Here is a 17,360-nt window from a genome sequence, read left to right on the forward strand (position 1 = left end):
AAGGAGAGCAAGATGACACAAGAACACGTGAGCGAAATCGTTACATTCCGGCTGATCCCCGGCAGCGATGCGGCGGCCTTTACCAGGGCGGCGGCGGATCTGGCCCCGTTTATCGAACGCAGCGGCGGAATGATACGCCGCACCCTGTCAGTGGATGAAACCGGGCTCTGGACCGATCATGTCATCTGGGAGGACATGGCCGCCGCCCAGCGCGCGGCGCAGGGGATTTCCAAGGCCCCGGAGGCAGCGGCGCTGATGGCGATGATTGCCCCCGGCGAGGTTCAGATGCGGCATGCAAGGATCACCTTGCAGCAGCCCTGACGCGGTGTCAGTCTAGGCCCGATGCGCCGCACGGACCGCCTTTTTGATATCATCCAGATCCTGCGCGACGGGCGGTTGCACCGCGCGCAGGACATCGCCCGCAGGCTTGAGGTGTCAACCCGCACGATCTATCGCGATATGGATACGCTGGTGGCCTCCGGCGTGCCGGTGGCAGGCGAACGCGGCGTCGGCTACATGATCACCGAGGCGATCACCCTGCCGCCGCTCACCCTGACCCCGGCCGAGCTGGAGGCGCTGAACCTTGGCATTGCCGTGGCCACGCAGATTGCCGATGCCGAATTGCAGGCGGCGGCCCTGACCCTGGCCGACAAGATCGACGCGGTGCTGCCGGCCCAGACCATCGCCGAGGCGGACGCCTGGAAATTCGCCGTCTACCCCTTTGCCGATGCGACCCATAATTTCACCCATATGCCCGTGGTGCGCGCGGCGATCAAGGCGCGGCAAAAGCTGCGGCTGGTCTATACCTCCAAGGAGGCGATGGTCACCACCCGCACCGTGCGCCCGCTGCATATGGAATACTGGGGCCGCGTCTGGACCCTGACCGCCTGGTGCGAGTTGCGCGAGGGGTTCCGGGTCTTCCGGCTCGACCTGATCGAAAGCGCGGAGGCCCTGCCGGAGTTGTTCGTGGACGAGCCGGGCAAGCGGTTGAAAGATTACGAGCCTTGATCCGCACCGCGCGCGCCGCCGGAGTTTTCGAAAACTCCGGTCCGTTTTCTTTGAAGAAAACGGCATCGCGCGGTTGTAGCCGGCCGCCAGATCATCCCTTCAGCCGCCAGGCCCCGATCTGATCCGGCAGAAACGCCTCCACGCTGGCCTGGGCCATGACGATGGTTTCACCGCCCGCAGGCACGTTCAGCCCGCCAAAAACTGCGCGCACCTCTGCCCGGCCGCGCGGCAGCTTGGCGGTCAGCGCGTCGACATCCACCTTGTCCGGTTCCTGAACGGCGACCGTGACCTGCACGCGCATCTCTTCATGCGAGAGCCCCGTCACCGCAAACAGGGGCAGCGAGGAATGGCGCAGCGCGTCTTCGATCGCCCTGGCGCAGGCCTTGGTGTAATCCATGCCGTGCAGGTCGTTGCCCATGCCCATTTCGATGATCACGCGTTGCTCAGCCATCGGCCCGCTCCATGTCAAAAGCGACGGAGAGGGCGACATTCGCCATGATCGTCGGATGGCCATCCCCCTCGGGGCGCGGCACGTCCAGCCCTCCGGGGTGCAGGTTCACCGTGACATGGCCATAGGGAAAGACCGCGCGCAGCGCCCCGGCGTCCACCTTGTCGGGCTGCTGGACGCCCACATCAAGGGTGATGCGCATGTCCTTCTTGTCAAAGCCGAAAAGCTCGGCGAGGTTGATCGAATTGTGCCACAGGGCATCGCGGACCGCGCGGGTCGCGGCCTGGGTGTAATCGCCCCGGCGCAGCGAGGATCCCATGCCGAATTCCACCATCAATGTTTCAGGCATTGCGCCCTCCTGTCACCGGGAAAACAAAACATCTGTCGCGGCGCACCGTCAGCCACATCACCGCCCCCGGCTGCGGCAGGAACACATTGGGCACCGTCGCCTTCAGCCGCAGCCCGCTGTCGTCCAGCACGAATTCCACCAGTGATTCATTGCCCATGAAACGGGCGCGTTCGACCACGGCGCGCGCGGCGGTGCCATCCGTCGCGGTGGGGCGCGGCCCCTGGCCCGCGCGGTCAAAGTCGATGCGCAGGTGCTGGGGGCGAAAAACGATGTCCACATCGGTGCCGTCCGGCACACCGGGGGCCAGGAACTGGCCAAAGGGCGTATCGGCCAGCGCCCCTTCGACCCGCGCGTGCAGCATGTTGGCGTCAGAGAAGACCGCAACCGCCGCGCGGTCCACGGGGCGGGTATAGACGTTGTAGGGCGCGCCCTGCATCACGATCCGCCCGTCGCGCATCAGCGCGATTTCATCGGCCATGCGCATCGCCTCGTCCGGCTCATGGGTGACCAGCAGAACGGCGGTGTCCTCTTCCTTGAGGATGCCCAGCGTTTCATCGCGGATGCCGTCGCGCAGCCGGTTGTCTAGACCGGAAAAGGGTTCGTCCATCAGCATGATGCGGGGCCGCGGTGCCAGGGCGCGGGCCAGCGCCACGCGCTGCTGTTCGCCACCCGACAATTGATGCGGAAAACCGTCGATGTAGCGTTTGAGGTCCACGCGCTCCAGCAGTTCCTCGATCCGGGCACGTTTCTCGGCGCGGGTGCCCTTTTTCAGGCCAAAGCCCACGTTATCGGCGACGCTGAGGTGCGGAAACAGGGCAAAGTCCTGAAACATCAGCCCGATTTCCCGCCGCTCGGGCGGGACGCGGAAGGTGGTGTCGCAGATCAGCTTGCCATCCACGTGGATAGTGCCGCTGTCCTGCATTTCCACCCCTGCAATCATCCGCAGCGTCGTGGACTTGCCGCAGCCCGACGGACCCAGCAGGCAGGTCACCTGCCCCGGCATGATCTTCAGGGAGACGCCATCAACCACCGGACGGCCATCATAGGACCGTTTGAGGTCTTTGATTTCGAGGCGGGGAACTTCGGCAGTCATGGGTATCCGATTAAATCACTCGGAGATCAGCTATCAGCCCCGCCGGGTCCCCGCAAGCACCGCAGCAAAGCCCATTGCCAGAACGCACAGGCAAATGATCAAAAGCTGCTCGTATTTGTGACCCTCCGGCAGCAGCGCGGCAAAGACAGGCCAGCCCCGGCCAAGATAGGCCAGCGCGCCCAGCATCGCGGCGCCAAATGCCAGAAGGTACGACCAGCGCGCGACCCTGCGGCCCCCGACCAGCGCCACCGCCAGCACCGGGGTCAGGAACATCGACGCGGTGCCGGATACGGCGACGGCATCGAACAGGGTGGCATTGCCCCAAAGGGTCAGCAGCGTGCCTGCCACCATGAAGCCCACCATCACAATGCGCCCGCCCGACAGGCTGCGCGGGGCGATGCGCCATTCCTCGACCATCAGCCGCGCGGCCGAGGCAAGGGCGGAATCCAGCGTGCTGAGCGCGGAGACCAGAAGCGAGATCATCAGTGCCACAAAGACCCAAGGGGGAAACATCACCCCCCAGGTGCCGATCAGCTCGCCCTCAAAGGCCGCGCCGGTCAGCCCCGCCTGAATGCCGAAAAAGCCGAAGCCGATGATGCAAAGGGTCGATATCCAGAAGGCATGCAGAAAGGAGGCCCTGGTTGTGGCCTCATCCGCGATAAAGCCACGGTCCATCATCACCGGGTCATGCGCCGGGTAGGAAAAGACCTGCAGCAGCGCGACCGCCAGCAGCACCCAGCCGTTCCAGGGGCCGGAGGTGCCGGGCGCCGTCAGCACCGCAGTGATGGAGAACTCCGGCCCGGTCACCAGCGCCAGAAAGGCCGCGCCAAAGACCGCGAGAAAGATACACATCTGAACCACATCGGTGCGCAGGGCCGCCGACAGCCCGCCCCATGCGGAATAGGCCAGCCCCAGCACCGCGACGACCAGGATCGCAGCGGTGCCGCTGCCTGTGAGCACCGCATCGAAGATCAGGCCGACCACAAGCAGGTTGGCAAAGACTTCGGACAAGAGCCGCAGCGCCACGACCAGATTGTAACAGGCGGTGCCGCTGCTGCCGAACCTGTCGCCCAGCCAGTCCTGCATCGACCGCGCCCCGTTGCGGCGCAGGCGCGCGACAATGAAACCGCCGGTCAGGAAGGATCCGTAATAGGCGGCATAGGCCAGCGTGCCCGCGATGCCATAGTAATATCCCAGGATCGCGGCGTTCATCAGTGAGCGGGCGAAAATCCAGGTGGTGACCTGGCTCAATACCAGCACCCAGAAGCCCGGTGCGCCACCGCTGGCGGTCTTGCCGCCAAAGAACCCTTCGACGCTGGCGCGCCGGGGAGCGGCCAGAAGACTGGCCAGAAGAAGCGCCGCAAAAAGGGCAATGAGGAGGCTGGATTGCATGAGAGGCGTCCCGATCTGTTCTGTTCAGGGTCAAGTCGTAGATCAGCCACAGCGGCAGGGCGAGACAGCACGACCCCGCTATCCGAAATGTGATGAGCTGCGGTCAGGCAGCAGTCAGATCGAACTGCGCCTCTGCCACGTCCACACCGTTGACCTGCACGATGATCCCATGCTTGCCGGGATGAAGGGTAAAGGTTGTGGCATCGCCCTTGAGCTTATGGGATTTGCGCAGGCTCAGCTTTTGTCCCGCCGCGATCTGCGTCGCTTTCAGCTTGAAGACCTTTTCCGCCTCCTTGCCGCCGGGCCGGGCAAAGCGCAGGCGGTAGTCCACCATCACCGGCAGGTCCTGCGGGGCCTCCAGTTGCAGCGAGAAGGCCAGCGCGCCGCCAATGGCGACGCTTTGCGCCTCAAGCGTCAGCTGTGCGGTCACCGGCACATCGCGGCGGTAGCCCAGCAGGTCGAGGGCAGCCGCATCGCCCTGTTTGATCAGGGTGCGCAGGGCGTGGCGGGTCATCCAGGCCAGTTCCTTGCCGTCCTGCCGGGCCGATTTTTCCCAGACGCGCAACAGGTTCACCACCCGGTCCGGTTCCTTTTTCGCGATATCATTCAGGTGGTTGGCCACCGATCTTGAGACATAGCGCGTCGGGTCGGCATGCAGCCTGTCCAGCAGCGGCAGGGTCTGATCGCTGGTCAGGGTCACGGCCCGCGCCCAGGGCAGGCGCGGCCTTGTGCCCTCGCTGACCAGACGGCGCACGTGATAATTGTCATCCTCCACCCAGTGCGAAAGCCGGGCCAGCGTTTGCTCGGGCCAGCGGTTCAGGAAGGGGCGGATATAGTATTCCATCGAAAACCGCCGGGTGGCGGCATGGATCAGGTCCAGCGCGCGCTCGCGGTGATTCTCCAGCCCGTGGCGCACCGCCAGTATCCCCGGCACCGCATGGATGAAGCGGCCAAAATCGTCGTCGCGCAGCGTCGGGTCCAGCGGCGGCGGCATCATCGCCTCCAGTTGCTCCGCCATGGTCGGAAAATCGGCGGCCAGATGCGGTTCAAGGCAATCGGCGATCCAGTCGAGCCGCTCCATCAAGGCGCGCTCAGGGAAACCGGCCAGGGTTTCCTGCTGAAAACGCGGCGCGTCGAATCCCGGCAGGCCGGCGGCATATTCCTCCGCCAGCTCCCCGATGCTTTCCGCGTTGAACAGGTGATCTTTCAGCGAAAAAGGTTCTGCCATGGTTACAACCCCATGCCGCAGGTGCGGGTGATCGGGACCAGATCACGGTTCGGGCGAATGCCCGCATCGCGATGGATGCGGGAGGCCAGACCGCCGAACTCACCCGCAGAACCGAGCCGGGCAGCCTCACTTACCGCCTTTTCGACGGCGCGGACGTAGGTCTCAGCGGTCTTACGGCCCCGCCTGCGCTCAAGTTCGCGCAGGGCACAGGCCGAGGCGGCGCGGCGCGCCGGGTTCCAGCGCGCACCGGCGGGATCAGCACCCATCACCGTGAGCATCCGCGCGTCGATCGCCCCCTGCGCGGCTTCAAGCCGTGGCAGAAGATCATCTGCCCCGAGGGGCAGCGCCGCCACGCAGAGCGCGGCGGCACAAAGGACAGGTCTGAACATCCGCCAGGCTCCGCTCACATGGTGAGGTTGGTGGCCCCGCCGTCCAGCAGCAGGTTCTGGCCCACGATAAAGCCCGCGTGCTGCGAACACAGGAAGGCACAGGCCGCGCCAAATTCCTGCCGGGTGCCATAACGCCCCGCCGGAATGCCCGAGGCACGCTCCTTGCGGGCTTCCTCCAGCGTGATGCCCTTGGCCTTGACCACACCTGCGTCGAGCGAATCCGCCCGGTCGGTGGCGTGGATGCCCGGCAACAGGTTGTTGATCGTCACGCCCGAGCCCGCGACCTGCCGCGAGGTGCCCGCGACATAGCCGGTCAGCCCAGTGCGGGCCGAGTTCGACAGCCCCAGCACACCGATCGGCGCGCGCACGGATTGCGAGGTGATGTTGACCACCCTGCCCCAGCCCCGGTCCATCATGCCCGGCACCAGCGCCTTGATCAGGGCGATGGGGGCCAGCATGTTGGCATCCAGCGCCGCGATGAAATCGGAGCGGTCCCAGTCCTTCCACATGCCGGGGGGCGGGCCGCCAGCGTTATTGACCAGAATGTCGATCTCTCCGGCGGCGTCGATCAGGGTTTTCTGCCCTTCCTCGGTCGAGACATCGGCCGCGACGGTGGTGACAGACACGCCGTAGGTGCTGCGCAGCCGCTCAGCCGCCGCCTCCAGCGCCTCGGCGCCGCGTGCGTTCATCACCAGGTTCACACCGGCCTCTGCCAGTGCCTCGGCACAGCCCAGCCCCAGCCCCTTCGACGACGCGCAGACAAGTGCGGTTTTTCCCCTGATCCCCAGATCCATTTGCGATTCCTCCTGATTGGTTGTCAAAGACCTAACATGCCCCGCCGGGGATGCCAGCAAAACACCGCGCGCTTGACCCAAGTGCGACACAATTCTAGCGTAATCCGCTGACCAGATTTCCAATTGACCCGAGGTTCCGATGGCCCGTTCACGCCCTGCTCCTGCCCAGTCCGCCCCGGTTTTCAGGGCCAGCGACATCCGGGCGACAGATGGGGCAAATATGGGCGATACCCTGTCCTTTGCCGCCGAACTGGTGCTGGATGATATCTATGAGCTGCCCTATGGCGTGGCGCCCCTGCGGTTGTCCCTGCTGCCTTCCATGAGCAACCGGTTCACGGTGGCCGAGGACAGCGAAACCGGCACGCCCGGTTCGGCGCTTCATCTGGACAGCGCGCTGATGTTCATGTCGCCTGACGGCCAGACCCAGGAGGCGCTGTTGCTGGTGGAGGTGGATCAGGACGGATCGGCGGTGGAAATCTATCTCTTGCCGATGGCACAATTGCTGCCGCAGGTGGAATACCGTCTGGTGGGCATCGACACCAAGACCCCGCGCCGCAAGTTCGCGCAGGTGGGATGCGTGTCCTTCACCCGCGGCACCCATATCACGCTGGCCAGCGGCGAACAGCGCCTGATCGAGGATCTGGTGGTCGGCGACCGGGTGCTGACCCGCGACGATGGCGTGCAGGCGGTGCGCTGGATCGGAGAGAGCACGGTGCGCGCGGTGGGCGATTTCGCCCCGATCCGCATTGCCGCCGGAACCCTGAACAACGAGAACGACCTGATTGTCAGCCCGGACCACCGCCTGTTCATCTACCAGCGCACCGATGAGGTGGGCGCGGGCCGCTCAGAGCTGCTGGTCAAGGCGCGGCATCTGGTGAACGGCTATACCGTCACCCTGCTGGACGGCGGTTTCGTGGATTATTTCCAGCTTTTGTTCGACAGCCACCAGATCATCTATGCCGAGGGGATCGCGGCCGAGACGATGCTGATCGACACGCGGACCCGGGCCATCCTGCCCGATGATCTGTCACAGGCCATGGGAGAGGTCATCCCCGGCCATTACGACCTGCCCCATGCCGGGCTGGACGTGAATGAAAAGCTGTTGAAACGCCCCGACGCCGCGGAACTGCTGCGCAAGGCCTCCACCCGCTGAGCGCGTCGCGGCGGACCGCCCCCCGCGCATGAAAAGGGGGCCGGTGACGGCCCCCTGTCGGTGTTGCGGGATCGGGATCAGAAGATGAAGTCGGATGCATCCAGATCGTTGCGGTCGACCCCTTCCAGCAGGATGGTATTGCCACCGCCCGCGTCGATCAGCACGTCCTGCCCGACCTGGGTCGCATGATTGGTCAGCAGGTCGTTCAGGTCGCGGATCGAGGAGACAAGCCGCAGGTCGATCCGTTCAAAGACGTTGTTGGCGTCGAAATCCCGGATCGTATCCTGGCCGAAGCCGCCACCGAAATCGGCAAAGACAAAGGTGTCGGCGTTGAAGGCACCGACCAGCAGGTCGTTACCGGTGCCGCCGACGATGGTGTCGAAGCCGGCCCCGCCAGTGATCTCGTCGTCACCTGACCCGCCATCGACAAGGTCATTGCCCTGACCGCCGAACAGCCGGTCATTGTCGCCCTGACCATAAAGCCGGTCATTGCCGAGCTGGCCAAAGAGCGCATCGGTCCCGAACCAGCCATAGGCCACATCGTCGTCGTCGCCGCCAAACAGACGGTCAAACCCGTTGCCGCCCAGCAGGGTATCTTCGCCCTGTTGGCCAAAGAGGTTGTCGGCCTGATTGCCCCCGTTCATGAAGTCATTGCCGGAACCGCCATACATCAGGTCGAAGCCGGCACCGCCATCCATGGTGTCATTGCCGGTGTCACCGAAAAGCAGGTCTTCCTGATTGCCGCCTTCGATCACGTCGTTACCGGCACCACCGCGCAGGGTGTCGTTGCCGTTGCCGCCATTGATGATGTCATTCCCGCCCGCAGCCGAAACTTCGTCGTTTCCGGCAAAGGCGCTGATGTCATCCGCGCTTTCGCTGCCCACGATGAAATCGGAGGTTTCCTCGCCAAACAGGTACAACACGCCGCTGTCGTCGGGTGTTGTCACGTCATCGGCCAGGAAACCGTCGGACAGAAGGATCACCCACATGCCGCCAAAGTTGGCAACGCCCATGGCGTTGTAGTCCAGCCCGATCAGCGCCTGTGACCCGGCGGTCGAGTTGCTGAGATAGGCAAACACCTCTGCCGCCGTGGCGCCGGGGTTCCAGGCCGCGAGGATCTGGGTCTGCGACAGGTCGATCCCCGCCGCATCGGCGATGCTGTCCAGCGCGTCCTGATAGCTTTGCCCGTTGGTCAGCATCTCGGCCCAGGTAGCCGCAGCAGCGGCAGAAGCCACGCCGAACGGCGCTTCGGCACGGTTGCCGATCCAGTCCACCGCGATCCGGTTGGCAAGGGCCGAGAGCGCCGCGTTGAACGCGTATTCGGTGCCATCGGTCCGTTGCTCGTTGATGTAATCGGCCAGATTGGCCTCTGGCGTGGTCACACCATCACCGGGCCGCGTGCCCAGTTCCGCGGCAAAGACACCGATATCAAAGAGGTTCGCGGGATTGTCGATGGTGACATTCAGCGCCAGGTCGGCAGGTGCAACCACGGTGCCCTGATCGTTGATCTGATGGCCCTGGTTGATCCCGATCGACAGGTAATAGGCCAGCGCGCTGACCGCCGCACCGGAATTCACCGCCTCGGCGGCATCGGCATAGGTGTCGAGATAGAAGTCGGCGTCAAAGATGTTGGCCGAAATGTCGACATCGCCCGCAACCTCATCAACCCCGATCAGATCGCCCGGCAATGCGCCGCTGTTTTCAAGGTTCGCCTCGTTCAGCAGGTCATCGTACCAGCCGTTCGCCGCATTGCGTACAGAGTTGCTGAGCCCGAAGGTATAGATCAACCCGGTGACGAAACCGCCCAGGACGCCCGCAATCGGTGTGCCGACAAATGAAACGCCGGCAGTGACGGCACCGGTCGCGGCCATGCCGGTGAACATGTCCACAATCTCGATAAAGGCCTGTCGGGGCGCGTCATTGGAATTGTAGACGTTGTCGATCCGGTTGCCGATGTCCAGCACCAGACCCAGAACGCCAAAGGCCTTGCCGATCTTGCCCAGGATACGTGCCGCGTCGTCGGCATTGTCCATGTTGTCGATGACAAGCTGGAAAATCTCGTATTTCTTGGCGTTGAAGTCAAAGACAAGCGCCCCCGCCACGCTGGCAAAGAGATCGTCGATCAGATCATCCTCGGGCAGGCGCGTCGGCGGGTTCACATCCACGATCACCGAATAGGGTTCGGCATCGGTATAGCCCGGCAGCGCGCTGAGCTGGATGACGTTCACCCCTTGCTCGAAGGTTACGGCCAGTTCGCGCACATCGTTCGGGTTGCTGTTCAGATAGACCCGGATCGTCGCGGTCAGCTGTTCGTTCGCGGTCAGGCGGATGTAATCCTGCGTGTCCACTTCGCTGACGGAATCGGAAAAGAAATATTCGGTATCCGCCTCGATCACGCCAAGGTCGCGGTCGACCCCTGCGGGCACGGTATCCAGCAGTTCGATGGTCGGCGGATCCAGATCCGCAATCGGATCGCCAAAGACCACGGTATCGACGGAGAAGCCCGCGTCATCAAAGCTTTCGTCGATGGCGGCCACCGAGGCAATGCCGAGATCAGAGGCAAATTCGAAGGTCAGAACGCCAAGTCCGCTGTTATGCGCGACATGGATGACATTGCCCGCCGCATCGCGGAATTCGATGCGGGTGCTGCCGACATTGTCGAAATAGCCGACATCCAGGCTGACGTAGTTTACCGGGTTTTCGAAATACAGGAACACCGGGCCACGGTAACTGGTATTGGCCGCAATGACCGGCGATTGAGGCTGGGCCCCGTCGCTGACGATCTGACCCACTGTCGTAACAGTGTTGTTGTCGAATTCAAATGTCGGGTTGGTCGTGAAGCGCGGTTGCTCTGAAAAGGTGATGGTGGTCAGGACCTCGGGCACTTCCGTGGTCGGATCCTCTGCAAGCTGAGTCTGGGGCATGGTTCTTCCTTAGGTCGTTAAAATATCTGTGTCAGTGTGAATGACGAAATGGATTGGCGGGTAATTCCGGGCGCGCGTGAAAATGGCCAGCTTTGGAAAGGCGCATGGCGCGGCGCTGCCGCAACAACAGGATGAAAAACTCCCCCCGAAATTTCTTGCACAAATGCAATTTCCGGGAAGATTACATCCTGCGAAAAATCGCGGGAACTCCCCAGACAATAACCAACCCTATGACCCAGAACCCCGCAATCTTCAGCAACACCGAGGTCTGGGCATTCGACAAACCCTTTTCGCTCATCGCCGCAACGACAAGCAAAAGTCCCGAGGCCAAATACGCGAAAAGAACCAGCTTATCTGCAAAAAACTGCATCGCGGTTCCATCGGGAAAATAGACCGACAGGCACCTCAGTATTGCCAAAACGACCGCGCTGATCAAGAAAAAGTACAGCATAAGACATCTCCCCCCGAGAAAAAATTATCTGGTCAGAGCAATTCTGCCCTGTCAATCACCTGATTTGACAGCACTCCTGCGCGCGCGTCAGCCTTTCAATCGTTCGACAATTGTCTGCGCCGTGACCGCCCCGATGACCGCGCCGCCATCAGTTACGTCGAAACAGCTTTCCGCGCCGCCCAACCGGCTGATCAGATCGGCCACCGGCATTTCCGCATCGACCGATGCGTGTTCGCCGGTCCTGGCCGCCCCCATCACGTCGCGCGCGGTCAGCACGCCAAGCGGGTTCATGTTGGCCACGAATTCGGCCACATAGTCGGATGCCGGGTTCGAGAAAATCTCGCGCGGGGTGCCGACCTGCACGATCCGCCCGCCTTCCATGATCGCGATGCGCCCGCCCAGCTTGAAGGCTTCGTCCAGATCGTGGCTGACAAAAATGATCGTGCGTTTCAAATCGCGTTGCAGTTCCAGCAGTTCATCCTGCAGGCGGGTGCGGATCAACGGGTCCAGGGCCGAAAAGGGTTCATCCATCAGCAGGATCGGCGCTTCGGTCACAAAGGCGCGGGCAAGGCCCACGCGCTGCTGCATCCCGCCCGACAGCTCGCCGACCTTGCGATCGGCCCAATCGGACAGGCCCACCAGTGCCAATTGCCTGTCCGCGCGCTCCAATCGTTCGTCGCGAGGCACCTTTGCCAGTTCCAGCGCCAGCGCCACGTTCTCGCGCACGCTGCGCCAGGGCAGCAGGCCGAATTGCTGAAACACCATCGACACGCATTCGCGGCGGACCTTGCGCAGGTCGGGTGCCGAACAGCCCTGCACATTGGCCGACCATGCGCCGTCATTGACGGTGACAGAGCCGCGCACCACCGGGTTCAGCCCGTTGACCGCACGCAGCAGCGTCGATTTACCCGAGCCGGAGAGGCCCATCAGCACCAGGATCTCTCCGGTGGCCACGTTGAGCGTACAGTTATGAACGCCCAGCACCTGCCCGGTCGCCGCCTCGATCTCGGACCGGCTTTGGCCCTGGTCCATCAGCGGCAGCGCCTTTTCCGGCTTGTCGCCAAAGACGATGCTCACATTGTCGAATTCTACCGCGTTGCTCATTTGCGTGTCACCCGCAGCATCCGGTCGAGCATGATGGCCACGACAACGATGATCATCCCGGATTCAAAACCAAGCCCCGTGTTCACCTGGTTGAGCGCCCGCACCACCGGCACCCCGAGGCCATCTGCCCCCACAAGCGCCGCGATCACCACCATCGACAGCGACAGCATGATGGTCTGGTTCAGGCCCGCCATGATCTGCGGCAGGGCATAGGGAAGTTCGATTTTCCAAAGCGTCTGGCTGGGCTTTGCGCCAAAGGCCTGGGCCGCCTCAAGCAGCGCTTTGGGCGTGCTTGAAATGCCCAGCTGCGTCAGCCGGATCGGCGCGGGCAGCACAAAGATCACCGTGGCAATCAGCCCCGGCACCATACCGATGCCAAAGAAGACGATGGCCGGGATCAGATAGACGAAGGTGGGCAATGTCTGCATCAGGTCCAGCACAGGCGCCATGAAGCGATAAAGCCTGGGACGGTGCGCCGCCGCGATGCCGATGGGCACGCCCACGCCCATGCAGACCACACAGGCCGACAGCACCAGCGTGAGGCTTTCGGTCGTTTCCTCCCAATAGCCCTGGTTCAGGATGAAGAGAAAGCCCACGATGACCAGCGCAGGCACCTTCCAGTTGCGCTGGATGACCCAGGTGAGGGCCGCAAAAACCGCGACGATGATCAGCGGGTTCGGCGTTTGCAGCACCCAGAGGATCGCCTCGATCAGCGTCTCCATCGCCACGGAAAGGCCGTCAAAGAACCAGCCGCCGTTGATCTGCAACCATTCGAACGCGCCTTCGGCCACGTCGTCGATGGGTATCTTGTTGTCGGTCAGCCAATTCATCCGCGCGTCCCCGTTACGTCAGGCAAGATCATAAAAATGCCCACCCCGCCGGGGGTGGGCATCTTTCATTCATTGATGGCGATCAATCCAGTTCGTCCTTGACCGCTGCCATCGCGTCGCCGCCGTCCTTGGTGGTCACGCCGTCCAGCCAGCCATCCAGCACACCGGAATTTGCCTTGAGCCATGCTTCGGCCGCATCGTCCGGGTCCTTGCCGTCATCCAGGATCGCGCCCATGATCTCGTTTTCCATCGCCAGCGAGAACGACATGTTCTCCAGCAATTTGCCGACGTTCGGGCATTCGCCGACATAGCCTGCGCGGGTGTTGGTATAGACGGTGGCACCGCCCAGATCGGGGCCAAAGAAATCATCGCCGCCCGACAGGTAGGTCAGTTCGAAATTGGCGTTCATCGGATGCGGTTCCCAGCCGAGGAAGACAATCGGCTCGCCCTTGCGGGACAGCCGCTGGACCTGCGCCAGCATCCCCTGCTCGGAGCTTTCGACCACTTCGAAATCCTTCAGGCCAAAGGCGTCATCATCAATCATCGACTGGATCAGGCGGTTGCCGTCATTGCCCGGCTCGATGCCGTAGATCTTGCCGTCCAGCGCATCTGCCTTGGCGGCGATTGCATCGAAGGAGGTGATGCCCATGTCGGCGGCGGCCTTGTTCACCGCCAATGTGTATTTCGCGCCTTCAAGGTTGGCACGCACGGTGTCCACGCTGCCTTCATCGCGGTATTTGGCGATATCGGCTTCCATCGTGGGCATCCAGTTGCCCAGAAAGACATCAATGTCGCCCGCGGCCATCGAGGTATAGGTGACCGGCACGGAGAGGATCTTGATCTCCGTCTCGTAGCCCAGCGCATCCAGCACGACGGTGGCAGCGGCGGTGGTGGCGGTAATGTCGGTCCAGCCAACGTCGGAGAAGGTGACCTTGTCACAGCCTGCGGCGGCAACGGCGGTGCCGACCGTCAGGGTAAGCGCCGTGGTGGCAAGTAGGTTTTTCATAGGTGATCTCCCGATATTGTTTTTCTGTAGCTACAGGAAAACGCTCCCGCACGACTTTGCAACCGGATAAATGGATTGATCGCCGGTGCCGCGCCCCCTGCCCGTTGCTGTTCCATCATTACCGCAAAGGGCATTGCGGCACAAACGACCCATAGCCAGCCCCGCCAACAGCACGCCATCGGGTGCCGAACCTGGCAGATGTCCGGGCCTGGTCATTTCCAGCCAGGCCAGGACGAAAACCGACTTTGCGATGCCATCAGGGTCAAAGGGCATCCGCCGGTGGCAGAGTTGCCGCAAAGATTAATGTCACGCAACCAGAGGGAAAGTTCTTCCCGTTCGCCAAAGTAGTGATATACCACCTATGGTTACCCCTACCCCAGAAAGTTCAACTATGCCGAATACCGAAACAATGACCAAATTGTCGTATCGACAAGGCGAGGCATTGGGTCGGATCGAAAATCAGCTGGACGGCAAATACAGCGGCTGGCTGGTGGGCGCAGAGGATGGCACTGAACCGCTGGTCCTGAAAAACGGTTTTCCGGTCAAGCTGTTACGAAAGGACATTCCGCGTCGGGATGTCAACAAGAAAGTTGGCCTGCCCGGTGATCTCGGGTTTGAATTCTCTGCCGAGGGCATTGAAATCGGAGACCGGCTTGAGCTGCATGCCTGCAACGGAGAGCATTCCTGGCTCGTACACGTCAAGGTTGCCGAACAGCGCGTCCCCGCCGGGGCCATCCTGCAGCAGGTCATGAAGGCCAGAGAGGTTGCGACGCACCCCGACAGCGTTGCAATTGCCTGCTGGGAATCGAGCCATAATCCGATTGGCCGCGCCCATGTGCTTTACAACGTGATCGCCAAACATCGCCCTGCCTTTCTGTTTTCCTTCAACTTCCCGGAATTCGGGACCAGGCTTTGGGCACCCTTGGAGAATGACAGCTTCGACAGGATCGTCATTCCCTGGGAAGAAAGACATCAGTATTTCGCGCTCTTCCAGATGGTCGACCTGCATTTTCCGACGATTTGGCTGAGCAAACCCAGGCTGCCCACATTCGAACTGGCGGCGCGGATTTCCGGCAAGACCACAAAGCTGATTCTGGATCACGACGACAACGATCATCATTTTTCCAAACAGACCAAGGCAGATCGGTACTATGGCCCGAATTCCGTGCCGCTGGCCTCTTACCTGCAACAGGGTATCACCGCGCATACCGCTGCAAGCGCCACGCTGGCCGAGGAATGCGACGCCGAAATCGTGCGCCACGCGAGGGCCACGCATCACACCATAACGCCACCGGCGGCAAACCCCGCGGCCATCAAGATCGGCTTTATCGGCACCGTGCGGCCCCACAAGGGGCTGATCGAAGCGGCGCGGGCCATACGGGTCTCAAGCTGGAACCTGCAGATTCCCCTGGAATTTCACGTATATGGTGATTTCAGCCCGGCCTCTCTGAAGGATGACCTGACCGAACTGGGCGTCATCGTGCAAGACAATGTCAGGAATGCCGACCTGTTCGACCTGATCTCCACCTTCGACCTTGTTCTTACCGGGTTTCCGACACAGGGCGTCAATGACGAGAACATTACCCGCTATCAGATCTCTTCCAAGATCGGCGATGCGCTGGCGGTGGGCCGTCCGGCGCTTGTCCCCTACAGTCAAAGCGTCGCGGATCTGGAGAACATCAAAGGGGTCTTCATTTTCCACGGATCGACGTTTTCTGCCGCCGTCAAGAATGCCCTGTCCCTGCAAACGGAGATCGGGCTACCGCATCAATTCTCGTTTGACGGCGCTTACGAGGCCTTTCACGCAGCCGAGGCAAAGGCCGGAACACCGCCGATGAGCTTCAGCCTTCTGGCCGAAGACAAAGCCAGGCAGGCGATTGCGCCCCAGGACACATTGGTTCTTCTTTGGAAACAAAATGATGCCGGCATCTACGGCCGACGCATCGATCAGATCGCGCGGTCCTACAAATCGCTGTTTCCGTCCTTCCGGGTGATCGTGTTGGAGTTCTGCCACCGGACGACCTATGATTCCATTCTCAAGCAGACCTTTGAATTCTCGGGTGATGCCAAGATCGTCGGCCCCGCAATCGAACGGAAGATTGCAAGGTCCTTCCGGGACGGTTTCGATGTCGATTACCACACCATCCTTCATACCTCTGTCGGGTCGCTGAACGAAGACTTCATGGCCTACCTGATAGAGCAGCGCATATCCCCGACGCACAGCACGCTGATCCTGTTTCCGGTCATTCGTTTTCTTGAAGAAATCTATGATATCATTTCGCAATTCCGCTGCATCATCGATATCGTGGACAACCAGTTTCCATGGTCGAACGACCAGACCAAGAGATATGTGGGCGCGCAATATTTCAGCCTGATCTCGATGGCGGAGACGCTTGTCTTCAACTCGCAGTTCAACGTGGACTTCTTCAAGGACTACGGAATGATCTCGGACCGCGACATCGAGAGCGGCAGGGTTTCGGTCATCCCGAACTGGTATACCGGCGCTGACGAACAGCCGCCCGAGGCGCAAAACAGTGACGAGACCGGGTTCAACGTTATCTATTCCGGCAACATGAACGACCGGATCGACTGGGGTCTGCTGGAAAGCCTGACCATGATCTCCGATGACATCACCCTGCACCTTGTCGGCGCGGCAAGGCGGCAGATTCCCGCGCTGAGCAGGCTTACCGCCAGAAAAAACGTCGTCTACTGGGGGCCGATGCAGGAATCACAGGTTCTGAACCTGTTGCGCAGATGCGATCTGGGCATTCTGCCCCATGTGTCGGATGAGATATCACGCTACATGAACCCGCTGAAGGTACATATGTACCGGGCAATGGGCGTTCCTGTCATTTCAACCGAAGTGCTTGGCCTGGCGGCGGATGACGGTCTGTCCGTCTTTCCCGATCATGTCGGTTTTCTGGACGCGGTAAAGCTGGCCTGGGAACAACATCACCTGTCAGGCAAACCCTCCCGGATCGACCTGCCGAAAGCCGAAACGAACCCCTCGGCGCGCGCTTACATGAAAATCATTATCCAGTCATTTGCGGGCAGGAAGGACGTAAAAAAGGTGCTTAATATTCAGGAACCTAAAAAGAATCTGCCGGAATTGCTCCCGCCCCTCGATTGCTAAGACCACCAATACAGGCCATCCCGGCCCCCATTATCCAGCCGTCGCCGGAATGCGGTGA

16 protein-coding genes are annotated in these 17,360 nt (G+C 61.7%); 4 read left to right on the top strand and 12 right to left on the bottom strand.

Translation table 11 applies throughout. From position 1 onward, the window contains the following. The first annotated feature begins 12 nt into the window (after nucleotides 1-12). Both PVW51_RS12720 and PVW51_RS12725 read left to right on the top strand, forming a co-directional pair. Nucleotides 13-321: a hypothetical protein gene (locus tag PVW51_RS12720; protein ID WP_274575376.1), complete on the top strand. Its 309-nt coding sequence runs from the start codon at nucleotides 13-15 to the stop codon at nucleotides 319-321. A 21-nt stretch (nucleotides 322-342) separates the two neighbouring features. Beyond that, the gene (locus tag PVW51_RS12725; protein WP_274575377.1) at nucleotides 343-1,008 is read left to right on the top strand and encodes a helix-turn-helix transcriptional regulator; all 666 of its coding nucleotides are present in this window, start codon (nucleotides 343-345) and stop codon (nucleotides 1,006-1,008) included. Between the two features lie 91 nt (nucleotides 1,009-1,099). Here PVW51_RS12725 and PVW51_RS12730 read toward each other — a convergent pair whose 3' ends face one another. From PVW51_RS12730 to PVW51_RS12760, 7 genes are all read right to left on the bottom strand, one after another. Beyond that, nucleotides 1,100-1,459: a Lin0512 family protein gene (locus tag PVW51_RS12730; RefSeq protein ID WP_274575378.1), complete on the bottom strand. Its 360-nt coding sequence runs from the start codon at nucleotides 1,457-1,459 to the stop codon at nucleotides 1,100-1,102. Further along, entirely contained in the window at nucleotides 1,452-1,805 is a 354-nt protein-coding gene (locus tag PVW51_RS12735; RefSeq protein WP_274575379.1) for a Lin0512 family protein, read from the bottom strand. The genes PVW51_RS12730 and PVW51_RS12735 overlap by 8 nt, the downstream gene beginning before the upstream one ends. Continuing rightward, complete coding sequence (locus PVW51_RS12740) at nucleotides 1,798-2,898, bottom strand: ABC transporter ATP-binding protein (protein WP_274575380.1); 1,101 nt, start codon at nucleotides 2,896-2,898, stop codon at nucleotides 1,798-1,800. The genes PVW51_RS12735 and PVW51_RS12740 overlap by 8 nt, the downstream gene beginning before the upstream one ends. A gap of 33 nt (nucleotides 2,899-2,931) precedes the next feature. Then, nucleotides 2,932-4,290, bottom strand: a complete 1,359-nt coding sequence (locus PVW51_RS12745; protein WP_274575382.1) for a sodium:proline symporter — start codon at nucleotides 4,288-4,290, stop codon at nucleotides 2,932-2,934. Nucleotides 4,291-4,393: 103 nt separating this feature from the next. Beyond that, nucleotides 4,394-5,518: a DNA alkylation repair protein gene (locus PVW51_RS12750; RefSeq protein WP_274575383.1), complete on the bottom strand. Its 1,125-nt coding sequence runs from the start codon at nucleotides 5,516-5,518 to the stop codon at nucleotides 4,394-4,396. 2 nt (nucleotides 5,519-5,520) lie between these two features. After that, on the bottom strand, nucleotides 5,521-5,907 hold the full coding sequence (locus tag PVW51_RS12755; RefSeq protein WP_274575384.1) for a hypothetical protein: 387 nt from the start codon (nucleotides 5,905-5,907) through the stop codon (nucleotides 5,521-5,523). Nucleotides 5,908-5,921: 14 nt separating this feature from the next. Then, nucleotides 5,922-6,701 carry an SDR family oxidoreductase gene (locus PVW51_RS12760; RefSeq protein WP_274575385.1) on the bottom strand — a complete coding sequence of 260 codons (780 nt, stop codon included), beginning with the start codon at nucleotides 6,699-6,701 and terminating at the stop codon, nucleotides 5,922-5,924. Between the two features lie 139 nt (nucleotides 6,702-6,840). On the opposite strand from PVW51_RS12760, the gene PVW51_RS12765 reads away from it, so the two are divergent. Further along, nucleotides 6,841-7,854, top strand: coding sequence for a Hint domain-containing protein (locus PVW51_RS12765; protein WP_269367014.1), 1,014 nt, complete (start codon nucleotides 6,841-6,843; stop codon nucleotides 7,852-7,854). Nucleotides 7,855-7,931: 77 nt separating this feature from the next. Here PVW51_RS12765 and PVW51_RS12770 read toward each other — a convergent pair whose 3' ends face one another. From PVW51_RS12770 to PVW51_RS12790, 5 genes are all read right to left on the bottom strand, one after another. Continuing rightward, entirely contained in the window at nucleotides 7,932-10,778 is a 2,847-nt protein-coding gene (locus PVW51_RS12770) for a calcium-binding protein (RefSeq protein WP_274575388.1), read from the bottom strand. Between the two features lie 181 nt (nucleotides 10,779-10,959). Next, nucleotides 10,960-11,229: a hypothetical protein gene (locus PVW51_RS12775; RefSeq protein ID WP_114273363.1), complete on the bottom strand. Its 270-nt coding sequence runs from the start codon at nucleotides 11,227-11,229 to the stop codon at nucleotides 10,960-10,962. An 87-nt stretch (nucleotides 11,230-11,316) separates the two neighbouring features. Beyond that, nucleotides 11,317-12,333, bottom strand: a complete 1,017-nt coding sequence (gene choV / locus PVW51_RS12780; protein ID WP_274575389.1) for a choline ABC transporter ATP-binding protein — start codon at nucleotides 12,331-12,333, stop codon at nucleotides 11,317-11,319. Then, the gene (gene choW / locus PVW51_RS12785) at nucleotides 12,330-13,163 is read right to left on the bottom strand and encodes a choline ABC transporter permease subunit (RefSeq protein WP_274575390.1); all 834 of its coding nucleotides are present in this window, start codon (nucleotides 13,161-13,163) and stop codon (nucleotides 12,330-12,332) included. Before choW ends, choV begins: the two co-directional genes overlap by 4 nt. A gap of 82 nt (nucleotides 13,164-13,245) precedes the next feature. Beyond that, complete coding sequence (locus PVW51_RS12790) at nucleotides 13,246-14,169, bottom strand: choline ABC transporter substrate-binding protein (RefSeq protein WP_274575391.1); 924 nt, start codon at nucleotides 14,167-14,169, stop codon at nucleotides 13,246-13,248. 409 nt (nucleotides 14,170-14,578) lie between these two features. On the opposite strand from PVW51_RS12790, the gene PVW51_RS12795 reads away from it, so the two are divergent. Beyond that, nucleotides 14,579-17,302 carry a glycosyltransferase gene (locus tag PVW51_RS12795; protein WP_274575392.1) on the top strand — a complete coding sequence of 908 codons (2,724 nt, stop codon included), beginning with the start codon at nucleotides 14,579-14,581 and terminating at the stop codon, nucleotides 17,300-17,302. Nucleotides 17,303-17,360: the final 58 nt, after the last annotated feature.

Origin of the sequence: Sulfitobacter sp. PR48 (assembly GCF_028807335.1) — a bacterium.
Classification (GTDB): domain Bacteria; phylum Pseudomonadota; class Alphaproteobacteria; order Rhodobacterales; family Rhodobacteraceae; genus Sulfitobacter.

Excerpts from the sequence above, each read along its gene's own strand:
- PVW51_RS12720 (WP_274575376.1), top strand. The coding sequence starts at position 13 with ATGACACAAGAACACGTGAGCGAAATCGTTACATTCCGGCTGATCCCC.
- PVW51_RS12725 (WP_274575377.1), top strand. The coding sequence starts at position 343 with ATGCGCCGCACGGACCGCCTTTTTGATATCATCCAGATCCTGCGCGAC.
- PVW51_RS12730 (WP_274575378.1), bottom strand. The coding sequence starts at position 1,459 with ATGGCTGAGCAACGCGTGATCATCGAAATGGGCATGGGCAACGACCTG.
- PVW51_RS12735 (WP_274575379.1), bottom strand. The coding sequence starts at position 1,805 with ATGCCTGAAACATTGATGGTGGAATTCGGCATGGGATCCTCGCTGCGC.
- PVW51_RS12740 (WP_274575380.1), bottom strand. The coding sequence starts at position 2,898 with ATGACTGCCGAAGTTCCCCGCCTCGAAATCAAAGACCTCAAACGGTCC.
- PVW51_RS12745 (WP_274575382.1), bottom strand. The coding sequence starts at position 4,290 with ATGCAATCCAGCCTCCTCATTGCCCTTTTTGCGGCGCTTCTTCTGGCC.
- PVW51_RS12750 (WP_274575383.1), bottom strand. The coding sequence starts at position 5,518 with ATGGCAGAACCTTTTTCGCTGAAAGATCACCTGTTCAACGCGGAAAGC.
- PVW51_RS12755 (WP_274575384.1), bottom strand. The coding sequence starts at position 5,907 with ATGTTCAGACCTGTCCTTTGTGCCGCCGCGCTCTGCGTGGCGGCGCTG.
- PVW51_RS12760 (WP_274575385.1), bottom strand. The coding sequence starts at position 6,701 with ATGGATCTGGGGATCAGGGGAAAAACCGCACTTGTCTGCGCGTCGTCG.
- PVW51_RS12765 (WP_269367014.1), top strand. The coding sequence starts at position 6,841 with ATGGCCCGTTCACGCCCTGCTCCTGCCCAGTCCGCCCCGGTTTTCAGG.
- PVW51_RS12770 (WP_274575388.1), bottom strand. The coding sequence starts at position 10,778 with ATGCCCCAGACTCAGCTTGCAGAGGATCCGACCACGGAAGTGCCCGAG.
- PVW51_RS12775 (WP_114273363.1), bottom strand. The coding sequence starts at position 11,229 with ATGCTGTACTTTTTCTTGATCAGCGCGGTCGTTTTGGCAATACTGAGG.
- choV (WP_274575389.1), bottom strand. The coding sequence starts at position 12,333 with ATGAGCAACGCGGTAGAATTCGACAATGTGAGCATCGTCTTTGGCGAC.
- choW (WP_274575390.1), bottom strand. The coding sequence starts at position 13,163 with ATGAATTGGCTGACCGACAACAAGATACCCATCGACGACGTGGCCGAA.
- PVW51_RS12790 (WP_274575391.1), bottom strand. The coding sequence starts at position 14,169 with ATGAAAAACCTACTTGCCACCACGGCGCTTACCCTGACGGTCGGCACC.
- PVW51_RS12795 (WP_274575392.1), top strand. The coding sequence starts at position 14,579 with ATGACCAAATTGTCGTATCGACAAGGCGAGGCATTGGGTCGGATCGAA.